Source organism: Mesorhizobium sp. M0048 (genome assembly GCF_040323405.1).
In the GTDB taxonomy this organism is placed as follows: domain Bacteria; phylum Pseudomonadota; class Alphaproteobacteria; order Rhizobiales; family Rhizobiaceae; genus Mesorhizobium.
In genome coordinates this window covers 33,132-55,011 of record NZ_JAMYUV010000016.1, presented here as the reverse complement: position 1 = coordinate 55,011, position 21,880 = coordinate 33,132, and the positions used below count along the sequence as shown (strand labels likewise).

Sequence of the window (21,880 nt, the reverse complement as noted above, 5' to 3'; positions counted from 1 at the left end):
TGACAGTGGCAGCTTTGATGCCGGAACCTTCTGACCGTGCCGGCGCTCTCGGTCATTATCATCACCCGCAACGAGGAGGCGTCCATCGCGCGCTGCCTTCGCTCGGTGGATTTTGCAGACGAAATCATCGTTCTCGACAATGACAGCAGCGACAGCACCAGGGAGATTGCCGGTGACTTGGGGGCCAAGGTTTTGATGACCCTTGATTGGCCCGGTTTCGGCGCGCAAAAAAACCGTGCGCTGGCCGCGGCAAGGGGCGATTGGATCCTCTCGCTGGATGCCGATGAGTGGGTGGAGGCGCCGCTCGGCACGGAAATCAGGGCCGTAATCGCCGACCCAAAAGCCTATGACGGCTTCGAAATACCGAGAAGATCGCGCTTTTGCGGGCACATTGTCCGCCATAGTGGCTGGTCGCCCGATCTAGTGCTCAGGCTCTTCCGTCGCCGCTCCGGGCGCTTCAGCGACGACACCGTGCACGAGAAAGTAGTGTTGAACGGAAAGGTCGGGCGATTGTCCCAGCCGATCGAGCACGACTCGATCACCGACCTGGCAGATGCCCACGACAAGATCGGCCGGTACGCAGAAGCATCCGCCGCGCAGCTGCTTGCCGAGGGCAAAAAAAGCTCGATAGGCAAGGCAGTTTTGCGTTCCGTCTGGGCCTATGTGCGCAGCTATATTTTCCGGCTGGGATTTCTGGACGGTTCCATTGGTGCGATGGTGGCCGCGTATTCGGCCAGCTACACCTATCAGAAATGGGCGCGTGTCGCATTGGGAATGCGAGGCCGGGTCCACCCAAAAAAGCAAGGCTGAGGCCAGGACAAATCTGTGAGAAACCGGCTCGGTTGACCGCAATTGTTGCCGAGCCATCGCCAACTAGTTAGTGTACGACCGATAAAATCGAAAGCCAGGGTAGTGAATATGACTGATGCGTTTAGGGTATTTATCGGATGGGACAGCCGTGAGCCGATCGCGTACGACGTCGCGCGACACTCGCTGCTCAAACATGCGTCGGCGCCTGTCTCCGTCATTCCGATCAAACAAGACGAGATGCGTGCCCGCCGGCTGTATTGGCGGGAAAAAGATCCACTCGCCTCGACGGAGTTCACTTACACGCGCTTCCTCACGCCTTTTCTCGCCGACTACACGGGCTGGGCCCTGTTTTGTGATTGCGATTTCCTGTGGCTTGGTGACGTCGCAGGCCTGCTGAAATATACGGACTCGGACAAGGCGGTCTATTGCGTCCAGCATGACTATACGCCGAAGGCCACAACCAAGATGGATGGCGTGGTCCAGACATCCTATCCTCGGAAAAACTGGTCGTCGCTGATGCTGTTCAATTGCGCGCATCCTTCGGTCAAATCGCTCACGCCAGAGGTCGTGAATCAGGAAAGTGGCGCCTATCTTCACCGAATGCAGTGGGTTGCCGACAAAGATTTGGGTTCATTGCCGGTAGAGTGGAATTGGCTCGAAGGCTGGAACGAAAAGCCTGCTGTCGGCACACCTAAGGCGGTCCACTATACGAGCGGCGGCCCGTGGTTTGCCGAGTGGCAGAATGTCGACTATGCCGACTTGTGGATAGCAGAACGCGACGAGTTCCTGGCTTCCGATCAGGCAGAATCTTCTCAGAGCGCAGTTCGATAAGAGCATCGTGTTTGGCAGGTGACCTGGGCGCTTCCGAAGTGGCATCGGCGTCGGCAACAACGCGTGGTGCCGCCTCGGGGCGGGACCGGGGCAGATTGCGCCTAGGAATCTGGCGGTTCCGGCTGGGGAAGCATGACGCGCTGAGATAAGGATCAGCTCGCGGCAATATGATCGGTTTGGGGTCCGTCAGCTCTTTCATCGGCCTAGCCGGCACGCGAAAGTCGACCATGTCGTCACTGCGAAGACGCCTCGATCGTTTCCTGGAAAACCGCGGGCGTAAAATACCGCGGCTGCGGCTGAACCATGTCGAGCGCCTGTTGCTGGTCCGTCGCCATGGTGATTTTTCCCTTGCCTATTCGACCGCCGTGCAGAAGGGGCTTCACTACTTCGGCGATGCCCAGGGCTACATCGCTTACGGAACCAAAACGCGACATCACTTCGCGCTCGGTGATCCAATGGCTGCCCCGGCCGATCGGCGCGACTATATCGAACGTTTCATCGAGGTTGCCGGCAGCCCGTGGTTCGTGCAGATCGGCGAACAGACGGCGCACGTGCTTGCCGGACTTGGCTATCAGGTCAACCGCCTCGGCGTCGACACCAGGCTTGTCCTGCCCGGCCACGACTTTTCCGGAAAGCGCAATGAGACAGTGCGTTATTCCGAACGCTGGCTCTTGAGGAAGGGGTTTTCCTTCGCGGAGGACAATGGGACCGTCTTCCTCGACGAGATTGCCAGGCTCTCCCAGAATTGGCGGGCCGACCGCATCGTCAAGCGCTGGGAGATGAGGTTTCTCAACAGGCCTTTTGCCGATCACCTTGGCGTCGATATGCGCCGTTTCGTCCTGCACGGTCCGGATGGAGAGCTCGTGGCCTTGCTGGATTTCGATCCGCTGTTCAGCGACGGCAAGGTCATCGGCTACACCACGTCGTTCAAGCGCAAGCACATCGATGCCTCGGCGCATGCCGAGATCGGCCTGACCAAATTCGCGGTCGACCGCTTTCGCGACGAAGGTGTTTCCGTGGTCACCCTCGGCCTGTCGCCGCTTGTCGAAATCGGACCTAGCGGGTTTGCCGAAAGCGATTTCTGGCGGCGCGCCTTCCAGCGTGCCTATGAATCGCCGTGGGTCAATCGCACCCGCTTCAACCTGCAGGGGCAGGCGGCCTTCAAGCGCCGGTTCCATGGTGTCGAAGAGCCGACCTATCTCGCCTTTCGCAAAGGGACCTTTTTCGAAGCGCTTTCTTTGCTCCGGCTGATCAGGGCCGTCTAGTGCCTGGTGGATGAGGGCTCGTCATCTCCCAGCATGGTCGACACCACGCCGGCCAGGCTTGGTTCTTTAGGTGGGAAAGGAATGCCGCGGCGGGAGCAAAAAGACCGGCTGCGACGCGCCGGACCATTCTGCTGCGTCCCCCAGTCCCGCCGGCTACTTTTGGCAGCACGAGAACGGCTCCGCATCAGCGCGCGCCAAGGGGCGGATTCACGGTTGCTGCTGCGTACCGCCAGGAATAACGAGAGTACCCTGGCCCGGCCTTGAGTATCTGAAGCCTATGAAGAACAAAGCAACGATGATCAAACAAATGACGATGACCGCGACGACGCTGCCAGGATGGTGTCCGGTATCTGGCGGTTGGACCATTGCCTTCCCGTATGGCTATCGCCGCTGACCTTCTTCATCTTCCAACCGAGCATGACGACTGTCAATGGATACACGAGCTACCCCCGCCATCCAATCAGCAGCCGGTAGTGTCGAACACGTTACGCGCTTGCCGACCGAAGCTGATGATGGACCGAACCACAACTTATCCTAAGCACGCCTCCATCGCTGCGAAGCGTTGAAGGGCGGCGATCCACCGCGGCTTAGTCAGGCCGGAAACAGGAATGCAGCAGCCGGATCGAAAAAGACCTGCCGGGTGCAGGGCGACACATCCTGCGATTGCATGGCGGCGGAGGTCGGCCTGATGTCAACCTCCTGCCCAGCGGCGATGCGCGCGACGATCCGCCGGCGCTAGCCGTAAAATGCGATGTCGACGATCTCGACATTCAGTTCCGCGCTCGCCGGGCTCCGCTCCATGCTAAAGGCTTCGGGCCGGATCATCAGGCCTGGTCTTCTGGCCTTTGCCGAACGTGCCGTTGGCCCTGACTCCGGATATGACCCAACAGTCTGTCATGCGGATCGTTGTCGTGCCGTTGGTGGTGCCGAGATGTTCGGCAGCAAGGAAATTGGAATTGCCGGTGAAGCCGGCAACGGAATCGGTCGCCGGCCTGAGATAGAGATCCTCGCCGGTGCCGGTCTGCTCGATGCGGCCATCCTTGAACAGGGCGATTCGGTCCGACAGATGCAGCGCCTCTTCCTGATCGTGGGTGACGTAGAGAATAGTGACGCCGGTCTGGCGATGGATGCGGCGGATTTCGCCCTGGATTTCCTCGCAGCTTCTTGTCGAGCGCCGACAATGGCTCGTCCATCAAAAGGATCGGACGATCGTAGGCCAGCGCCCGGGCCAGCGCGACGCGTTGCTGCTGGCCGCCCGACAGCGCACCGGGTAAGCGCCCGGCAAAGCTTTCGAGCCGCACCAGGGCCAGCATGTCGGCGACCTTTTTCTTCACCTCGGTGTCCGGCCGGCGGCGAACCCGCAGCGGAAAAGCGACGGTTTCGGCCACCGTCAGATGCGGAACAGCGTGTAGCGTTGGAAGACCATGCCGATGTTGTGCTTGTGCGAAGGCACTGCAAGCAGTGATTTTCCTTCCAGCAAGACATCGCCGGAAGTCGGGTCCTGAAAGCCGGCGATCACCGAAATGACCGAAATCATGGATGCAATCCGGTCGCGCAAGCCGGACGAGGCGGCGGCGGCGCGGCGGCATGTCGAATCCGGGTGGCAGATCGCCCGCAACACGCTTCGCCTTGGCTGACTGGTATGCCGCCGGCGGTGCATCGTTCCACGGCAGGCATCTAACTGGTGCGTACAGTGACATTGTGACATGCCAATTTGCTTTCAGTTGCGGCGGCAAAATCGTATATCGGGTTAGTTAGGTGTTGTATCTCTTGCTAAATTGCTCTGTCATTCGAACGGAGTATCGGACGGACTGAGACAGAGAAACTAGTAAAATGAATATGTTACGCCACAAAGTTGCCGTGGCACCTATGATGGATGGGACAGATGTCGAAATATAATCAATTAGTTACGAGATGTTGTGTGCAAAAATCGCACAGGAAAGTTCTGCTTCCCTTCTTTTTTCGTTCCCACGACAGAGCCGCCGACAGCCCGTTTGGAACGCTCTTCTGGCGTCGATAATGACCGCTCCGATGCGGATGTTCGCCGGGATATCCGTGAACCTCATTGTCCGCCGCGGGTGTCCAGTCTGCCTGCCGTTCTTAGACAGTTATCGAACCGCTTGCATCGCTCCCAGCCCTGAATTGCGACGCGTATTCGAGGATCTAACGGCGCTCCCGATTGCCGGGTGACCGCGCGCGGTGAATTCCGAAGATCGGGAAGGGTGCTAGGGGAAGCGAACTAGAAACCATATTCTCTGTGCACCGACAATGCCGGCAGCACGCGCCAATTGCAGAGCCGGGATGCGCGGCACTCGCTCTGGATCGCATAAGCGACACCGCAATGGCCACCGCGGACGCACGCCGCCGATCCGTCCTGCGGAGTAGGGGCGTTCTCATTCGCTAGTTTAAACGGCTGAGACGGGGTTGTTCGTGTGAAGTTTCGCGTGGCTATCCGAATGGCGCGCCGGCATCGAAGAGCAGTTGGCGCGTAGGACCCGTCGCTCTGAAGTTTCGCGTGGCTATCCGAATGGCGCGCCAGCATCGAAGAGCAGTTGGCGCGTAGGACCCGTCGCTCTATGAGGATCGGAACGACGCGGCGCCATTCCGCCTTGGCTTCCCTGGACATTGTCGTTGGTGGTTTCGGTGCAGTGGCGAGGGAATCTAATAGGGCGGTTGGCGTAGCCTTTCGGCCACGCTGATGATGCGACATTTCAGGATATTCCAATTTGATAGAGTCGGGAGCGAACTAGCTTGGGCGGTCCCGGAGTCCCAAGCGCAAATTTCGAGCCCCCCGCACGACCCGAGACCGCTCTCACGGTATTTGGTGTCTGACCGCTAAGACGCATTGTCTTTGCGTGGCGCGAGGAGGCAGCCAAGTTGCACACAGTTGTCCGAGCAGGTATATTAGAGTTTCCCCAGAGAAGGAAACAATCGATGCTGCAGAAAATAGCCTGTATGTTTGCCAGTTTGTTGGCAGTATTCGTTACGTCTACAGCATATGGTGCCAAGTACCAACTACTACCCGACCTGTCGGGGTCTTCATATCAAAACGTTACGAGCAATGTCGTGGGTGGTGTCTTAACGCGTATCACTGTTAGAACCTCACAGGTAGTCGTAGACGTGGACACTGACGATATTTTCGATTGCGAAGCTATGGTCTATTACTCATCATTGAATGGCACCTACCGAAATGATGTAATAGACAGAGCAATCTGTAAAATAGTTGCTTCTGGTCCAAGTCATGATATTACGTCGTTCAACCTAAAATTGCCGTTCTTTGATCCTGCTGCGGGCCATGACCCTAAGACGCTTCTGCGGCCTGCCTTCTTCTGGCAAGTATCGAACAACACCGACATTTCGGTTTGCCTTCAAATCACTCAGATCGCCGGTCCAATACTCATCCGAAACAGGTTATTTGGCATGATGTACTGCAAGATCGCGACGGTCGATACGACCAAGGGCGTTCCAGACGAAACTGATCCGTTGGTCGACCTTGGGGACCATCCACTCAACCCGTAAACGGCATATAGATTTCTGTCACGTCCGACTGTCTTGCAACGTCTTGGCATTGTGATGCCGCCTGCATAGCGACTGCAGATTCGTAGGATCCAGCCGAGGTTCAGGCGCGACTGTGATGGGTACAGTGTGGTTGACATCGTCCGCCACCGTGACAACTTCGTCATGCAGGCAGTGCGCGCAAAAACGGAAACTCGGCTATACGCTGCCGATTCTATTTGAGACGGACTCCGATGCTGATTGGCAGGATGAAGCCAATTGGTACCGGGTTAATCCTGGCCTAGCCGGCGGCTTTCCTGATATAGACGGGCTGCGCCAACTCGCTCGAGCATTCGCATTCGCCATTCGTGGAGATGTCTGTGTCCGACCAAGGTAGCGCGCCCATCGATTTGGGCGCGCTACTCAGTCGGCCGTGTTGGCTGGCCGCCGACCTTTCCTCGAACAGGGATCTTACGGTCATAGTCGCAGCCTGGCGCGAAAGTGACGGGTACATAGTGCATCCATGGTTCTTCTGCCCGCGTGACAACCTCGCAGTACGTGCAGACCGCGATGGCGTGCCGTAGTCGCCAAACGACTCGATAGGTGCATCGTCGGAGCGGTATCTATCTTCGGCAGTGGCCCATATTTTCCAGCGCGTTACTGGCACCGCATATTTGCCAAGGTCGAACCGGCCACCTTTGACCAAATCAATGAGAAGTAGTCGAACCCAGACGGCCCTGTCGGAGGGTCCAGCCTAAGCGCGGCTAAGCCGTCGCCGAAGACCACGCCGGGCTTGCGTCATGTCCGATTTGAGCATGTAATGGGCCGTCGTTTAGGTGCGGACATGAACGGGAAATCCAAGTCCGTTTTCGTTGTCGTGGCATTGCTCGCTTGCGGAGTTGCGCGTGCCCAAGCATACCAGTTCCCGCCTGACCCGATCGCTCCGACTTCGGTGAGCGAGTGCAATGCGCTCTATGACCAGTATCGCTCAATCTTTCAACAGGTCGTGGCCCGCGCAAGGGCCGCAGGCGATTCGGCATGGGAAATCGTCAAACAGTCGGGAACAAGTTCGGAATCGAATTCCCTCTATGAGCAGGCCGGGCGATTGCACGACGAGGCGTCGGAAGTATTATCCGAAGGGAACGCGGCCCGTTTGCGCTGCATGAGGCAGGTCTACGCATATCAGGCCAACCAGGCGGCGGAAAACCGAGATGCCGACGTGCGGCGCCTAGGCTCTGCCGGGAAATACACTACGGACTTTGGCGGAAAGGTCGCGGACGCCTCGGCTAAGAACGGCTTGAAGACCTTGGAGACGCTGCGGGACGTCCCGCCAGGGATGGCGGCGCTCGCCGGTACCGTGGGAAAGACGTGGGAGATCGGCGGGATGCTCCATGACTTTTCGGGACGCGGTGGCGCAGGAGGGTACCTGAAGCAAGTGGTCGGCGGCGTAGCCAGCCTTGAGCAATGGGGGCCGTTGCGGTCGTTCATGGTCAAGTCGGCGCTTAGCGAGTTGCTCAGCATCAACAAGGCCGCCACGTCCGCCTGGCAGGCCGAGATGTCTGCGTTCAACGAAGACTCGGGCCTCGGCCGTCTCGTTTCGGATGCGCGTCAGGCCGACAATGCGCGTTTCGCAGGAACGGCACCCGCGTCGGGCCTTTCTGTTCGCGACACTATGGCGGACGACGAGCTGGAGGCGTACCGCGAGCACCAAGGAATGTACGTCGGTCGCGGTAAAGCCTACGAAGAGGCCCTCGCCGAAGTACAGCGGGAGTACCGGAAGGCGATGAGCCGCCCGGCGCCGCAGCAGTCGGCCCGCCCGGCGCCGCAGCAGTCGGCCCGGCAATCCGGTGGAACTAGATACTCTGCCCTGCAATGCAGCCAGCTGCGGCAGCAAATCCAGTATTACTACAGCATTTTGCCGCAATACGACGCGGCAGGGCAAGGCCAGTTGATCCGGATGGGGATCAATGAAAACCAGAGGGCGTACGACACGGGGTGCAGATGAACGAGAAAATTTGTCCTCGCGGCTGGCGCATGTCGAAGATCTCGCAGTCACGCGGAGCAGCAGCCGCCGCAGCCTTGGCTTTGGCCGTCTGCCTTTGTTTTGGAACGGCTGCTTTCGCGGTAGAAGGGACCGCCGCGTCGAACGGTGTCGTCGACGGCTCTTCGCCGAGAAAGCCGGACAGCGAACTGGCGAAGCTTGTCGAAGGCCTGCAGAAAGGGAACGTCACGGACGATCGGATTAAAGCCTTGCCGGGACCGCTAGCCGGGGACGTATTATCCTATTTCGCCAACCTGAACCAAGCGGACATCGTCAAGCGGCTCACCGGACTGGGCGTTCCGGCCGACCAATCCAACTCCTTCGGCACCAACGCCCTCATCATCGCGATAGGAGGTGACAGCCTTGACGCCGCTTCTGCACTGCTGGCAGGGGGCGCCGATCCGCAAGCGGCCACCTCCCGGGGCACCCCCGCCACATACGCGAACAAGGTCGGCTCGGTCGAGATGAAAACGCTTCTGGGCGGAAAAGTTCTCGGCCCATCGGACCGATTGCGGTCATCCGCGAGGAAAGGAGAATTGGAGACGTTGCGAAGCCTGGTGGCATCCGGAGCCGACCCGGGGTCAGCTGACGACAAAGGCGTGACTCCCATCCTGGAGGCGACGCAATCAGGCGATCTGGAGGCTGTCCGCCTGCTGCTGAAGCTCGGAGCCAAAGCAGAGGGATCGCCGAATGCGGACTTCACTCCGCTGGCCGTGGCCGTCGTCTCAGGAAACGTGGAGATGGAAAGGACACTGTTGGACGCAAATGCCGATCCAAATGTGAAGATCCGCGGCGTGCCTATACTCACGCTCGCTGTCATCGCTGGAAATGAGGAGGTCACGAATCTCCTGCTGGCCGCCAAAGCGGATGTCGGCATAAAGGGGGACGACGGAACGAAGCCCGCCGATGTCGCCGCCGCGATCGGGCAACTCGACCTTGCTGTCCGGCTCGGGGGGGCCACCGCCTTCAGTCCGGCAATTGACCTGTTCGCAGCGATCAAGGCGAAGGACGAGAACAAGGTTCGGGCCGCCTTGTCCGCCGGAGCCGACCCCAACCAAAAGAATGCGGAAGGTTATCCAGCTCTCGTTTACGCGGCGGCGTTCGGCAATCGCTCTTCGGTCGATGTCTTGATGGCGGCCGATGCCGATCCATTCGCAGTCGGTCCCGGCGGTGTCTCCGCCCTCCACGCCGCCTATGCACGGAAGGATGATGCGTTGTCGGATTCCGCAGCGGATGCCGTGATCACCTGGGCAAACAAGTCAACACTGCTACTGCTGAACGTCAAGGACGGGAACGGGAGGTCGGCCGCAGTCGTGATGGCCGCGCACGCCAAGTCGAAACCCGCTTCCAACCCCTACTTGCACGCTCTGGGGATCGACCCGGCCGGGGTCCGTTACTTGGCCAACGAACCTGACGGAGATGGCATAACCCCTCTGGTGGCGGCTGTCCTCGCGGACAACGGCGTCGTCCTGAAGGGGCTCATCGACGCAGGTACTACGCTAGGGAAGGCCAAGGAAGATGTGTCCCTCCAGGAGCTTGCCCGGGCCAGGGGATCATGGAGCGCCCTTCAGGCGTTGCCAAGCGACCGAGTTATTCCCGATGGACTCGCGAAAGGCGCGTCTTCCTCCGTGAAGAGCGAGTTCCAGTCACTCCTTTCGCAATGGGGATACTATAAAGGCAAGGTGGACGGATCGTTCGGAAAAATGTCCAGGGCAGCTGCAGTGGCTTTCTTTAAGGATCGACGCGAGGAGATTCGCAAGATTGCAACAGCTTCCGGCCGCCCTCTCTCGTCTTTCGAGTTTCCTAACGGAAAACCCGGGGACACGAAGCTCAGGATCGTCTTTCACGGCAGGGGGGAGTCGTGTACCTGGAAAGTTGTCGAATGGTATCCGAAAGGCACGAATGATAGCGTCGGCTTCGTCGGGTGTGTCAAGGGCGACCAGGAGTGGAATTCAAACGGCGTCGGATACTCGATTTTCGGCGACGGGTCGGATACGATCCAGCTATTCGGCGAGGAAGGATGGGACGGCGCCGTCGATCTCAAATAGTGACCGGATGCCTGTTCAAAGCATCGATTCCACTCACACACTCACACGGGACAAGGCTTATCCCGTTAGCTCAGTTGATTGCCAGGGTCCGCGCTTCAGCCCGACCACCCTGGTTTCGAAAGTGCCGCCGGGCGCGCACGTCCCGATATCATCTTCCCGGAGAAGATTGTGGGCGCGCTGGCGGGATGGATCCAAAGAATCTGAAGGCAATCGCGCCGCGCGCAAAGCTCTCGACCTGTGTACATCACCTTCTCTTCTATTTTCGTTCCTGCGGTCAGCGCAGCTGTTCAACGGGCCCCAAGGCACCCGTCGGCTACTCCATCCTATCCTGCGAGGATCCGCGATCTGCCTTTTGCCAGACAGGTGCAGTCCTCCAGATAATTCCCAAGCACGATGCACGATCCCGAAGGTTCGCCGCCCGGACAAAGACGCGGTCTATGGTCGCGATGGCCGGCTGCTCAGCTGCTCACCGAGGGGGTTCTGACGCACATTTCGATGCACGCAACTAGACGAGTTCGAACTGGATGATGGCACGTCTCAACGATGGAAGAGTGACCGCCGCCATAACGAAATGCCGAGTAGCAGCATAGGGATGCAGAGCAGTTGGGACATCGAGAACGCGTATCCTGCGGACCGGAATGGATCCGGTTCGCTGCGGAGAAATTCAGCCCCTATACGGAACAGGGCATAGAGGCTCATAAAAAGACCGGCAGTGCGCCCCGGAAAAGTGAGCGCCTTGCCCCAGAACGCAGCGGGATAGACAAGTGCGAAAAGCAGCACGCCTTCCAGCCCCGCCTCATAAAGTTGTGTGGGATGTCGCGGATGGCCAAATGGCGTTAGAGCCAGGCCCCAAGGCAGCACGGTTTCCGGCCCGAATAATTCTCCGTTCAAAAAATTGCCGATCCGCCCTAGCCCAAGGCCCGCCGGCGTCGCAGCGGCCGCAATGTCGGCCAGTTGAAGCGGCGGCAAGCCCTGCCAGCGGGCGTAAAGGACAATGGCTGCCGCGACGCCGAGCAAGCCGCCAAAGAAGGCCATGCCGCCCTGGCTGAAATCGAAGACAAGGGACGGGTCTTCCGCCAACCGGTCAAATTCATAGAACACCAGATCACCGACGCGGCCGCCCGACGTCACTCCGATGGTGATCCAGAACATCACCGCGTCGATGTGGCCGACACTGATCGTCTGGCTCTTCCGGGCGGCGAGCGCGCGCATCAGCAGCCAGGTTACCACGATACCGCCGGCAAACAGCAGACCGTACCAGCGGACCGCCAATGGGCCTATGCTGAAGGCGACGGGATCGATTATCCACATGGTTGCCGCGACAAGGGCACAGACCGTCCGGATTGCGTCGGCTGCCCCGGCGGGACCCTGCGGAAACCAATGGTCATATCAGGTCGACAACCGTTGCGGCTTGTTCAACCGCCGGAAATTCTGCCTTGTAATGAAAGGCCTCCTGAATTGTCTGATCGGCCCACGGTCTGTTGAAATCGCTGGTGTAGTTGAACAGAATGCGGCGTTCTCCGAGAGCAGGTGAAAGCACGATGCGTGCCATCGCCGGGGCGTTGGGGTGACCATGGCCTGCCCCGTTTGTCGAAACGAGCCACAAGGGACTTTCGAGCAGGTTGACCAGCATTGACGTGTTGTTGGCGGCACTGCCGTGGTGCGTGACCTTGATCGCGTCGAAAGATTGCCTCTGCGGCCCGCCAAAACGGGTCAGGGCGTTTGTGAGATCGCCGGGGTGCGCGTCGGCGCAAAACAGAGCTAGCTTTTGACCATGCTCGATGACGAAGGTTATGCTGGTTCCGTTCGGCGCGGCCGTGTCGGCTTCGTCGCACGTCGCCGCCATTACCGGCACCTGGCCGACCGTTAAGATTGGCGCCTTGTTCAGGCCTCCAAGCACCGGCACGGCCGATAATTTGCGATACCAGAATTCCCACTCGTCGGCGAAAGCGCCGAGCTTTGCGCGTGGCGGGCCTAGCAGCGTGACCTTGCCGCCATCAGGCAGCGGAACGACTGGAAGCGCTCCTTCTGCGGCAACCGCGACGACTGTATCGGCAAAAGATGCATTCCAACGCCAGCCGCATGTAGACACCACCCTGTCGAATTCATTTGCCTGCTGAAAGCTTAGCACCGGCAAGGCTTTTCTGACCGGCGCAGGTATGGGGGGCGGTGGATCGCCACGCGCGATGCGCGCGTGACGCAGGCCGTTGAACCAGATTTCACCGATATCGGCCTTCGTCATTTGCGGCACAAGTTCTAGCAGGCCGCCGATGTGGTCGCTGTCGATATGGGTTAGCACCATCAGATCTATGAGCGGGGCGCGGCGCGGGGAAAGGACCGATTTCAGATAGGGCAAGATCGCGCCCGCCGTCGCCTTGCGACCGCCATCGATAAGGATCCGGTGCGGCGCGCTGCCGGTCTCGACCAGGAAGCAATCGCCATCGGCGGCGGGCAGCATGTGAATCCGGAACATCAGACGGTCCTCCGATTTTGTCCAAGCCGCAGGGCAAGTGGCTGACCGGTTAGTCTTTGCAAAAGTTGCCGTCTAAGGCGAACCGATCCCGAGTAATGTTCCGCCGATGCCGGCAGCCAGCAACAGTGCAATCCAGATGGCCAGAACATTGAGGTGCCAGGCTCGCGGCAATCTGGGTGGAGCGTTGCGCGCCTCGAATTCACCCACCAGTTCCTTGAGTTCGCGTTCTTCGTTGGAGTGCGCGCCAGCGCCCCCCGACGTCAGGCGCGCAAGATCTTCGCGTGCATCCTTCAGCTGCCGCTCGCGGCCGGCTAGTCCGTCAGGCCCGCCCTGCAATTCGCTCAGCCGCGCGCGAAAGGCCAGAATGGGCGAACGCGCCGCGAATAAATACAGACCGTAGGACACGATCCAAAGGGGAATGAACAACCAAGAATAGTAGGTACGATAGTCTCGGCCATCGTCGAACCCCAAAAACCAGAAGACAAACCATGGTACGAACCAGTGGCACATTCCGGCCGTCAGCCAAAAAATATAGAATAGCAGCCCCTCCAGGCGCGCGAGCGCGCTCCGTGCCTGCGTCGTGTCGATGCTGCCTATGGCGATTCCGGTTTCCCGCATGACAGTCAGCATCTGCCCGTAGCCGAGCCACCAGCCGAGCATCCGGCCTATCTGGAACCCCGTGCCGAGACAGACCGCGAAGAGTAGAATTGAAAAACCCAATCCGGCAGTGTCGAACCTGGAGGATGCCCAGGCGAGGTAGACGCCAAAGCATGCGGCGATCGCAGTTCCGGTTGCCAGTGACCACCGTCGCACGCGCCGATCCAGCGCTGCTCTGAACACTGCCATGTCGCTACCGACATCGAGACCCGCGCCCTTCAGCAGGCCGTCCAGTGTGGCGTCCACAGTCCTATGGACCGCTGCCGTGCGCCAACCTGCCACAACGACCGACATCCCCGCCACGACAGGCAAGAAGTCGAAGCCCAGCGCCTCATTCCCGCCGAAGGTATCGATGCAGATGTAGAAAGCCCATGCGGCGGTCAGCCAGGCGCAGAACACGAAAAACCAGTCGGTGCGCGTCAACGTCCGCCAGGGTTCGACGAATGCCTGTTGCCGGTCTCTGACCTGTGACGGCGCAGCCGCGGTCGACGCGCTTGCCGGCGAGAGGTTCCCGCCTACCGATGGGGTCTCAAGGAGCGTCACGCTTAACCCCCTCATTCAATTTGCGCTGAACGGCGGCGAGGTCGTCCCCCAACAGAAGGGTTTTCGTACGTAGCGCGACATGGTCCAGCTTGCGCTCTTGAAGGGCCTTCGCCACCTCCAAAGCTGCGGCATCGTCGAGATTGAGCACCGCGATCGCCAGCCAGCGCCAGAACTCATCCACCGTGTAGGCTCGTGACAGGCCAGGCGTTAACTTCAGCGCGGTCCATACCGGCAGGGCCGCGGTGATTAGTGTGTTTTCCGGATCGACGAGCGGAGGCGGGTCACTGCGGCTGCGGATCTCGCCGAGACGGGATCTAAGAATATCGGCGACGGTCTCTTCGGTCAGCTTGATCTCGTGTAGCACGCAACGCCGCAGAAACGGATCCGGCAGCCGCCGTTCCCGATTGGAGGTGATGATGACGACAGGCCGCTTGTCGCTTGCGCAGCTGACTTCCCGATTTTCCTCCTCGGCCACGGTGAAGCTCATCTGGTCGAGTTCGTTCAGCAGGTCGTTCGGAAAATCGCGGGGCGCCTTGTCGATTTCGTCGATGAGCACGACGCTCACGCGCTCGGGTGTCGCCGTCCAGCCAAACGCTGTGCCCAACGGGCCTGCCTTGATGTACTTGCTCTTCGGCACGCTCTTGCCGGAAGCTTTCAACGCCTCTGTCTGCGATTCTCGGAACCAGGAGACGGCATCGAAGGAATAGAGAAGGTCCTGCCCGCGTGACTCCGATTTGACGTTGAAGACCAGAACCTTGCCGAGATCGAGAACATAGGCCAGCCAGTAGGCAGCCAGCGTCTTCCCACTGCCGGGTTCGCCTGTGAGGAGCAGCGGACGCCCGAGCGTGAGGGCGACATTGACTGCCATGAGCAAATCCTTGGAAGCCACGTAGCTTGATGCGAATTGCTCGTGGCGCTTGACGAAGGGCGCGTTGCGCTGCGAGCGCTTAAGCAACGCCTGCGCGGCGCTTTGGGCATACTGCTTGCGCGCCGCAGCCTGGGCCGGCTCGGCCAACTGCTCAATTTCCCGCGCCCTTGAATAGAGGGGGCCGACAAGGTCGAGGTCATTCATGCGTCATCTCCCGCTTTGTCCAAACGATCCTCCCACACGCTTAACCGCAGCTTCTTTTCCAGCGCCAGGTGGAGTGGTCGGAATCGCCTTCCATTGTCGCGCATCAAGTCGATTGTCGCCTTGTCGGCGGTGGTTTTGTTGAAGCCATACAACTTGGAGAAACGCTCGATGTGTTGCGTGATTTCGTCGCTCGGCACCTCCGCCAGCGCGACTTGTTCGAAACCGCTGCCTTCCGCAAGCGAACTGGCCGCGTCTTCGCGCACAAAGCGCAGGCCGAGAACGATGCGAGTTTTTTTGGGGTCCAGCTCCAAATTTGTAAATAGCGTACGCCAGAAATCCAGATAGTCTCCCAACGCCTCGATATGGGATGCGTTGAATGGCCCGTGCGTGAATGTCAGAAGCGTGGGCTGTCCATTGCTCAGATTGTCGACCGCAGCCTTGACGTTTTCATCACGCACGACGCCAAGTTGCGATTTCTCGTCGACTCTGCATAAGGCTCTGTAGACGCAGTCGCGGAAATGAATTTCCGCATCGGCCTTGGGCAAAGCCGACAACTGCAGTTCGACCGAGTAGTTCACGGCGGACCAGTCCGCGAGCCGCTCGGACACCATGTCGACGAAGCGCTGTGCGAAGACCTCGGTGCCGTCTTCGGGGAGCCCGTGCCACAGAATGACGTGGGGAGCCGTTGTTGGTTGTCTAAGAACCTGGTTGAAGTAGCGCTCAATCTGATCAAGTGGTACGGCGCGGTCGAGCCGCATCGGGACATCGCCGACGGACTCCGCGTCGATCACGTCACGGCTTTCCAGACCCAATGCCGACCAAAGATCGTATTGCATGGCAACGATCGTCGTTGCCCAGCGCGCAGCCATCACTGCGTCCTGCGGCCGGAGCTTGGCCATCTCGAAAATGGCTTTGTAGAGCGCGATAGGGGGCGCCAGCATGTCTTTCGCTATTAGCGGCAGAGCGCGCAATCCAAGCGCCATGCTGTCCTCAACCACCGCCACCTGGCGCGTGGCGATGATGACGGACGAAAATGGCGCCAGCCTACGTACAACATTGTTGCGTTTCGCGGAGCCACCCTGGCAGGCATTGATCCAAATGACGGGAGGGAAATCCGTCCGCTCGTAGATGCTCTTCAGAGGATTGATCAGGTCATCGAGCGGGTGAACGCCGCTGGTGCCATCCGGTTCGGGATCGAATTCGAAGAGCGTGTCAGCTTCCTCGGCTTTGGCATGCCCATAGTAGTAGATGATGTGCGGTATAAAACCGTCCGTGTCGTCATTCAGGCACCGCACGAAACCCGAATAGGTATGGACTGGCCGTATCCGGTTCCAACGCTCACCGTAGTAAGGCTTCAGGATGCCATCCAGGTCCTCGAGATGATCTTTGCCTCTGGTCGGATTTGCCGAACGCAAAGGACACACGATCAGGATTTTCGGCCAAGGCGGCAACTTCACCTCGGAAAAACGCGGCTGGCCATCCCTTTTTGGCGACGCGTCGATGGTGACACTGGATGGGGTGACGCGGTCCAACGCCAGAAAGGCCGCATCGGCGTCGTCCTCGTCGGTAAGCAACGCCCATGGCAAACGCAGGAACAGGTCGAAGAAATTGTCGGCGGCATCGCTTCCGTCGTCTGTGACGATGGGCACAAGATGCGGGTGGGGGTGAATGAACCGCGGCGCTTGCGGCCCGAACAACGCAACATTGAGCTGCCGGCCGATCGCTAGCTGCTTCCGGTAGGGCAGAAGGGGCTCGATGTCGGTGACTTTGTCCAATTGAACGAAATTCTGCAGCAGCGCGCCGATCGTCGTCGCGCCACCGCGCTGAATCGTGTCCATCGAGAGGCCGGTGTCTCGCCAGTTTGTCTTGTCCCTGCTGACCTCGAGCGTCAGCTTGGCGCCGCTTCCGGGCCTGAGGTAAAGCCGGTAGAGGTTCGGGTTGATCATCGTGCCGCCTCGAGACCATCGGCCTGCTCGTCGGGCGGCGACGATGCCGCCAACGACACGGTCTCGCGCTCCACCGGTTCCGCCGAGACGTTCTGCGCGGAGGCAATATCCGCTGGCTCGGAGACATCGGTTTCAGTGCCGGAGGTTAACCTCCCGACAGCGCTCGACAGGGCCGGCAGCATATAGTCGAGTGGTCTTACCTCAATCCGCGGCTTTCCGCCCGTCTCGTTGACCAGGATCGCCACGCGGCTGCTCTGTCCGGCGACAGCCAGCGCACGCCTGACAGGGTCTGACGCTTGCACCGGCCGATTGAGCAAAGACATGGCAGTGAAGGCAGCTTGCCCATCCCTGCCTGTTGCGGAAATCGGCATGCCGACAATGTCGAACGAGCCCTCATTGCCCAGCACTGCCACGGAGAGTCCGGTTACAAGCGGCGGCTGCCCGCCACCACCTCGTATCGCCACGGCCTCGCGGGCCGCAAATGCCACGACACGGCGTACGGAAGCGCTGGCGCGCATGCTGGAAAGCTGGCCCTGTCGATCGTGGCAGACCAGCATTCCGCTCTCCGTCGATGCAACCAGCAACTCCCTTGAAATGTCCGCATCAGCGTCCCGCTCATCTTTAATCCGGGCCAGCGCGAGAGCATTCGGCGATCCTTCGATCGAGAATGCGGGCTCGCTCGAACTGTTCTCGATGGTCTCGACCGATTCCCTGTAGACTATACCGTTTGCAAGCCCGACCAGCACCGAAGTGTCGGCTGTCGTCACGGCCGTCACCGGGTCTGAAAACCGCCACAGGGATTGGCGTTCGCCGTCGCCGAGCGGACAGCGCAGCAGATCCGGCTGGCCGGACTCGCCGACGAAAGCAAATCGTCCGCTTGGATCGACGGCAAGGATGGGACGTCCCGAACCCGCGCCGCGGCCGTATTCCGTTTCAATCTTCAAAGGTTCCGCCCGCAGCGTCGCTGGGAGCATGCCTAACCCGGATTCCAGCCGTATCACCTGGCAGGCACTGCGCGCACCGATCACGGCGACCGGCGCATTCCAGCCGGTTGCGATCGCCGCGGTCTCGGACGAAAGTGTCGACAGGTCGATCGGAAACATTCGGCCAAGAAACGTGTCGAACACGACCAGTTGGTCGCTGACGCCAGCCAACAACAGGTGTCGTCCCCCGAAGAAGAACGCGCCCCAGGATGGACGTTGGTCGAAGGTAACGGGCCTCCCATCGGCGTTGGTCAGCCGCGCGCGCGAGGACGGCAGGCCGAGCGACCAGCGCGCCGGCGCAATCTCCAGTCCACCCTGCAGATAGCGGTCGGCGCGCGTTGGCGGTCGGGACAACGCAGTACTGGACCCCTCAGGCGGAGTCGACCGAAGACGACACCTGACGGCGGCACTTTGCGGCTCGTATGGCAGCTTGATCAGGCTCTGTTGGCTTTCGACGTCTTGCGAAGGGGGCCGCAGACGGTCAACAAAGTCGCGGATTGGCGCCTGATAGAGCGTGCCACCCGCTTCAATTCTCACGATCTGTTCAATCGCCGCGTCGATGTTGTCGGCAAAAACATGGGCGAGAGTTTTCGCATAAGTATGGACCAGTTTTGCCGACGAACCTTTTTCTGGGGACGCTTCCGCGAAAGCGGCGTCAATGATGGCCATCGTCATGCCCCGGTCATTGTCGTCGCGCGAAGCAAACAGGCTCAACAGAAGCCTCCGCGTTGGCGGCTCGAAATTCAGGCCGTCCGGCCCGGTCCACGATCCAGGCAGCGCCGCGAGCCGAGAGAAGGCCAGTGACGGGCTCGACGTTTTGAGGTCGGGATAGCGGGCGCGCAGCCGCTCCGCCAGTGCGAAGGAGATCGGTTCAACCAGCGCACAGTCGCTGGCCCAGAGCCTTCCTTCGTTGCCGAGCGTGTCAAACACATCGAAACTCGGTGGTGCACCCGTCATAGCCGGTTCTGATAGAGCAGCACGAACGCGGTCGGGCGCGAAGACCTCCGCCATCGCATAGCGCAGTCCCTCTGCTGTTGCCTCGACCAGCCTTACACCGGCTGCCTGCAGAGCGGCGTGGCGCCGGTCCCAAAGGCGGCGGTCGCGCATGTCCAGGAAGATCAGGGGGCCGTTCTCCGTCAGGCGGCGGAAGAACAGGATGTCGCTTCGCCCAAGCCGGTGTGCCTCGGAGAAGACGAACGTCACCGTCCAGCCCGGCTGCCCGACAAGGCGCTCCACGTCGAGCGCCTCTGGGCGCTGCACGGAGAGGCCGGACTTCGTCGCGAAGAAGCCGCCGCTCGGAAAGACGATGCGCTCGACTGTGACGCCACGCGCATGCAGTATCTTTTCGAACTCTTTTGAGAGCGTGTTCCAGTGCGCTGCACCGGCGCTGCTGTCGGTAAGCAGAAGGATGGTCGGCAATTCGCGCCGACGTGCAGGAACGAACAGCGCTGGGTCGCCGCCACGCATATGTCCCGCAATGGTGCGGCGCACATCGATGCGCTGAGGATCGGGATCGCCAATCCGATAGCCCAGCATCTCGGCGATTTCTATCCCTATGGTCTCGGGCAGGAAGGCGGACGGCGCGCCGCCCAGCGAACCGATACGGAAAATTGTGCCATCCGGGGTCGGCGCTATCGGCTCCCATTCGTCCTCAGAAGAAGGAGGTGGGGCCGGCTCCGGCGGCGGGCGCCGCAGGATGACCGCCCGCCATAGGAGCAAGGCGAGTCCGGTTAGAGAAACGGCCGAAAGGGCGGCATCGACACCGTCGATGGCGGCAAACACCGTGTTGGGATCGACAATTTTGACAACCTGCTGGATGACAGGCGCCGGTACGTACCGCAATAGGTACGCCGGTACGTACCGCCATAGGTATTTCGCGATAAGCAGCGCGGCCACCACAAGGCCCGCGTACGTCGCAGTCCTGATCAGCCGCGGTCCGGGTCGTGGCAGCCGCTGCCATGAGGCGCTCAGCGCCCGCAAGCCCTTGTCTGCGCCAGACTGGGCATGATCGAGCACGCGTTTCCACCACGGTTTCGGCGGCGGACCCTCAACGCGACTATCTATTGCCCGTTTCCCGACCGGTTCAACCTTTTCGAAGACAGGCCTGGGCTCGGCGGCATGGTTGAGCAAAAGATCGCCGATTACGTCGTTCACAATCCCGATTTCGCCGGGCCGGCGGGCAACGACAGACTCGAAGGCAGTGGCGATTTCCTCGTCCGTCCAGTCCAGCTTTTGGCGCAACAGCGCGAGGCATGCCAGTCCATCGCTGGGCGAGACAAGAACGCCGCGCGTCCGCAGGCGTGCGATGGCAGCCAGCACGAATGCGGTATCGAGGCGACGCCGCACCCCGCCGGAAGGGATAGTCGGCTTCGCCGGCCCGGGCGTGGCCGTTACCCCAGCCACTGCGGCACCACCAGAATGTCCACGATGAGCAGGACGGCCGCCGTCACGAAGAAAGCGACAAGTCCTGTACGCGGCTTTTCTGCAGGGAGAGCGTTGGCCTCCGGCGCGGCACGCTGATCGGGAAGCAGCGCCTTGAATTCATCGGCAATATTGACCGGGCGCGGCGCGGCGATCACGGACACAGCGGGGGGGGAAACCCTCCGGTTCCACGTCAGGGCAATGCCTGCCAGGAGCACCGCGCCCAGCAAGACTGCTGCCAGATATAGTGCTTCTACGTGACGGAAGAGCACTATTTCCCCGAGGCCACCGAAGATCACCCCGAGATAGGTGCCTCTGTAGCGCGGTTCATTCCAGGCCCCGACACAGATCAGACCGCCCAAGACGACCGAGAGCGGCCAATAACTCATTTCCACCGGCGGGTGCGCCGTCGTAACTGCCTCTGCTGGCGTCGATGACTTAGGATCGACGGAAGCGGGCGGAGTGCCGCCCGGGCTAGGTACCGAGACACCGTCCTGGTTAGGTTGCTTGACGCCGCCTCGGCCGGGCAGCGTGACGCCGTCTTGGTTAGGTTGCGTGGCGCCGCCTTGGCCGGGCGGCGTAACGCCGCCCTGGTGACTGGGATCGGTGGCCTCATCAGCCTTTTTCGCGCAGCCATAGACGATGGCTGTCGTAACCAGCCAAGCGGCGATCAATCGCGCAAAACGAAACCTTACCGATTCACCGCGCCTGAAATTCGGTTGGGTTGCAGACATCGAAGGTCCTTGTACCGCGACAGTAAAGACGCAACCTTTTACAAACACAAGCATCGCAAGCGTCTGTGACGCTAAAATTCGACAAACCTTGCACGCAAATAGTTGCATGGCGGAAGGATTCGCAGTCGCCGGCACCTTGGTCACAGATTCAGCACTGACAGACGATTAACTGTGCGGCGATGAAATCGGCGATGGGAGCTCTGTCCTGCCTTATCTGTAGCCTTGAAATTTGCGTTTCTAAATTTAGCTTCAACACGCTGAGCAATGTCGCGCAGGTGCTGTTCCATCAAACTCTGGTTCTGTTTCGAGCGGACTGTAAGCTACCCTCGATTAGATTGAGGGGCGTTCGCTGGACGCATAATCGTAACTCGGCGGGAATAGTCGGCCGCATCTAGGGGTAGGGCGCTGCCAGCGACCGAGGACCATGACGTGGAACAGCGGCAATTTTTTGCAGTCTTGCTGCGGGCAACAGTAGGAAAATCTGAACCTGTACGTTGCGCAAATGTCAGCGCCGGCCATCCCCACGAATATGCCTACGAGATCAGCCGTCCCCCACCCGGC

The 21,880-nt window shown here is 60.2% G+C and carries 14 protein-coding genes and 2 pseudogenes; 7 read left to right on the top strand and 9 right to left on the bottom strand.

The window, feature by feature from the left end; genetic code table 11:
• The first annotated feature begins 36 nt into the window (after positions 1 to 36).
• The 3 genes from NKJ84_RS16220 (at position 37) to NKJ84_RS16210 (ending at position 2,906) form a co-directional block, all read left to right on the top strand.
• On the top strand, positions 37 to 810 hold the full coding sequence (locus NKJ84_RS16220; RefSeq protein ID WP_352507288.1) for a glycosyltransferase family 2 protein: 774 nt from the start codon (positions 37 to 39) through the stop codon (positions 808 to 810).
• A 108-nt stretch (positions 811 to 918) separates the two neighbouring features.
• A complete protein-coding gene (locus NKJ84_RS16215) occupies positions 919 to 1,641 on the top strand; it encodes a glycosyltransferase (protein WP_254817270.1) in 723 nt (240 codons plus the stop codon).
• 227 nt (positions 1,642 to 1,868) lie between these two features.
• Positions 1,869 to 2,906: a phosphatidylglycerol lysyltransferase domain-containing protein gene (locus NKJ84_RS16210; RefSeq protein WP_352507287.1), complete on the top strand. Its 1,038-nt coding sequence runs from the start codon at positions 1,869 to 1,871 to the stop codon at positions 2,904 to 2,906.
• A gap of 591 nt (positions 2,907 to 3,497) precedes the next feature.
• Here the strand turns inward: NKJ84_RS16210 and NKJ84_RS16205 are convergent.
• A pseudogene (locus NKJ84_RS16205) lies at positions 3,498 to 4,422 on the bottom strand (ABC transporter ATP-binding protein); the annotation flags it as partial.
• Between the two features lie 1,418 nt (positions 4,423 to 5,840).
• On the opposite strand from NKJ84_RS16205, the gene NKJ84_RS16195 reads away from it, so the two are divergent.
• A complete protein-coding gene (locus NKJ84_RS16195; RefSeq protein WP_352507286.1) occupies positions 5,841 to 6,425 on the top strand; it encodes a hypothetical protein in 585 nt (194 codons plus the stop codon).
• An 18-nt stretch (positions 6,426 to 6,443) separates the two neighbouring features.
• On the opposite strand, the gene NKJ84_RS16190 is transcribed toward NKJ84_RS16195, so the two are convergent.
• Complete coding sequence (locus tag NKJ84_RS16190; protein ID WP_352507322.1) at positions 6,444 to 6,593, bottom strand: HNH endonuclease; 150 nt, start codon at positions 6,591 to 6,593, stop codon at positions 6,444 to 6,446.
• A 34-nt stretch (positions 6,594 to 6,627) separates the two neighbouring features.
• On the opposite strand from NKJ84_RS16190, the pseudogene NKJ84_RS16185 reads away from it, so the two are divergent.
• From NKJ84_RS16185 to NKJ84_RS16175, 3 genes and pseudogenes are all read left to right on the top strand, one after another.
• Positions 6,628 to 6,982: pseudogene (locus tag NKJ84_RS16185) on the top strand (terminase large subunit); the annotation flags it as partial.
• 263 nt (positions 6,983 to 7,245) lie between these two features.
• Complete coding sequence (locus NKJ84_RS16180; RefSeq protein WP_352507285.1) at positions 7,246 to 8,406, top strand: hypothetical protein; 1,161 nt, start codon at positions 7,246 to 7,248, stop codon at positions 8,404 to 8,406.
• A complete protein-coding gene (locus NKJ84_RS16175) occupies positions 8,403 to 10,490 on the top strand; it encodes an ankyrin repeat domain-containing protein (protein ID WP_352507284.1) in 2,088 nt (695 codons plus the stop codon). The genes NKJ84_RS16180 and NKJ84_RS16175 overlap by 4 nt, the downstream gene beginning before the upstream one ends.
• Before the next feature lie 537 nt (positions 10,491 to 11,027).
• Here NKJ84_RS16175 and lgt read toward each other — a convergent pair.
• The 7 genes from lgt to NKJ84_RS16140 all read right to left on the bottom strand — a co-directional run bounded on the left by lgt (position 11,028) and on the right by NKJ84_RS16140 (position 21,319).
• On the bottom strand, positions 11,028 to 11,801 hold the full coding sequence (gene lgt / locus NKJ84_RS16170) for a prolipoprotein diacylglyceryl transferase (RefSeq protein WP_352507283.1): 774 nt from the start codon (positions 11,799 to 11,801) through the stop codon (positions 11,028 to 11,030).
• 73 nt (positions 11,802 to 11,874) lie between these two features.
• A complete protein-coding gene (locus NKJ84_RS16165; protein WP_352507282.1) occupies positions 11,875 to 12,963 on the bottom strand; it encodes a ComEC/Rec2 family competence protein in 1,089 nt (362 codons plus the stop codon).
• Between the two features lie 72 nt (positions 12,964 to 13,035).
• The gene (locus tag NKJ84_RS16160; RefSeq protein WP_352507281.1) at positions 13,036 to 14,043 is read right to left on the bottom strand and encodes a hypothetical protein; all 1,008 of its coding nucleotides are present in this window, start codon (positions 14,041 to 14,043) and stop codon (positions 13,036 to 13,038) included.
• A 106-nt stretch (positions 14,044 to 14,149) separates the two neighbouring features.
• A complete protein-coding gene (locus tag NKJ84_RS16155) occupies positions 14,150 to 15,235 on the bottom strand; it encodes an AAA family ATPase (RefSeq protein ID WP_352507280.1) in 1,086 nt (361 codons plus the stop codon).
• Positions 15,232 to 17,181: a hypothetical protein gene (locus tag NKJ84_RS16150; protein ID WP_352507279.1), complete on the bottom strand. Its 1,950-nt coding sequence runs from the start codon at positions 17,179 to 17,181 to the stop codon at positions 15,232 to 15,234. The genes NKJ84_RS16155 and NKJ84_RS16150 overlap by 4 nt, the downstream gene beginning before the upstream one ends.
• Complete coding sequence (locus tag NKJ84_RS16145) at positions 17,178 to 20,567, bottom strand: hypothetical protein (RefSeq protein WP_352507278.1); 3,390 nt, start codon at positions 20,565 to 20,567, stop codon at positions 17,178 to 17,180. Before NKJ84_RS16145 ends, NKJ84_RS16150 begins: the two co-directional genes overlap by 4 nt.
• The gene (locus tag NKJ84_RS16140) at positions 20,555 to 21,319 is read right to left on the bottom strand and encodes a hypothetical protein (protein ID WP_352507277.1); all 765 of its coding nucleotides are present in this window, start codon (positions 21,317 to 21,319) and stop codon (positions 20,555 to 20,557) included. The genes NKJ84_RS16145 and NKJ84_RS16140 overlap by 13 nt, the downstream gene beginning before the upstream one ends.
• Positions 21,320 to 21,880 lie beyond the last annotated feature (561 nt).

Excerpts from the sequence above, each read along its gene's own strand:
- NKJ84_RS16175 (WP_352507284.1), top strand. The coding sequence starts at position 8,403 with ATGAACGAGAAAATTTGTCCTCGCGGCTGGCGCATGTCGAAGATCTCG.
- NKJ84_RS16140 (WP_352507277.1), bottom strand. The coding sequence starts at position 21,319 with ATGTCTGCAACCCAACCGAATTTCAGGCGCGGTGAATCGGTAAGGTTT.
- NKJ84_RS16215 (WP_254817270.1), top strand. The coding sequence starts at position 919 with ATGACTGATGCGTTTAGGGTATTTATCGGATGGGACAGCCGTGAGCCG.
- lgt (WP_352507283.1), bottom strand. The coding sequence starts at position 11,801 with ATGTGGATAATCGATCCCGTCGCCTTCAGCATAGGCCCATTGGCGGTC.
- NKJ84_RS16150 (WP_352507279.1), bottom strand. The coding sequence starts at position 17,181 with ATGATCAACCCGAACCTCTACCGGCTTTACCTCAGGCCCGGAAGCGGC.
- NKJ84_RS16165 (WP_352507282.1), bottom strand. The coding sequence starts at position 12,963 with ATGTTCCGGATTCACATGCTGCCCGCCGCCGATGGCGATTGCTTCCTG.
- NKJ84_RS16155 (WP_352507280.1), bottom strand. The coding sequence starts at position 15,235 with ATGAATGACCTCGACCTTGTCGGCCCCCTCTATTCAAGGGCGCGGGAA.
- NKJ84_RS16180 (WP_352507285.1), top strand. The coding sequence starts at position 7,246 with ATGAACGGGAAATCCAAGTCCGTTTTCGTTGTCGTGGCATTGCTCGCT.
- NKJ84_RS16210 (WP_352507287.1), top strand. The coding sequence starts at position 1,869 with ATGTCGTCACTGCGAAGACGCCTCGATCGTTTCCTGGAAAACCGCGGG.
- NKJ84_RS16195 (WP_352507286.1), top strand. The coding sequence starts at position 5,841 with ATGCTGCAGAAAATAGCCTGTATGTTTGCCAGTTTGTTGGCAGTATTC.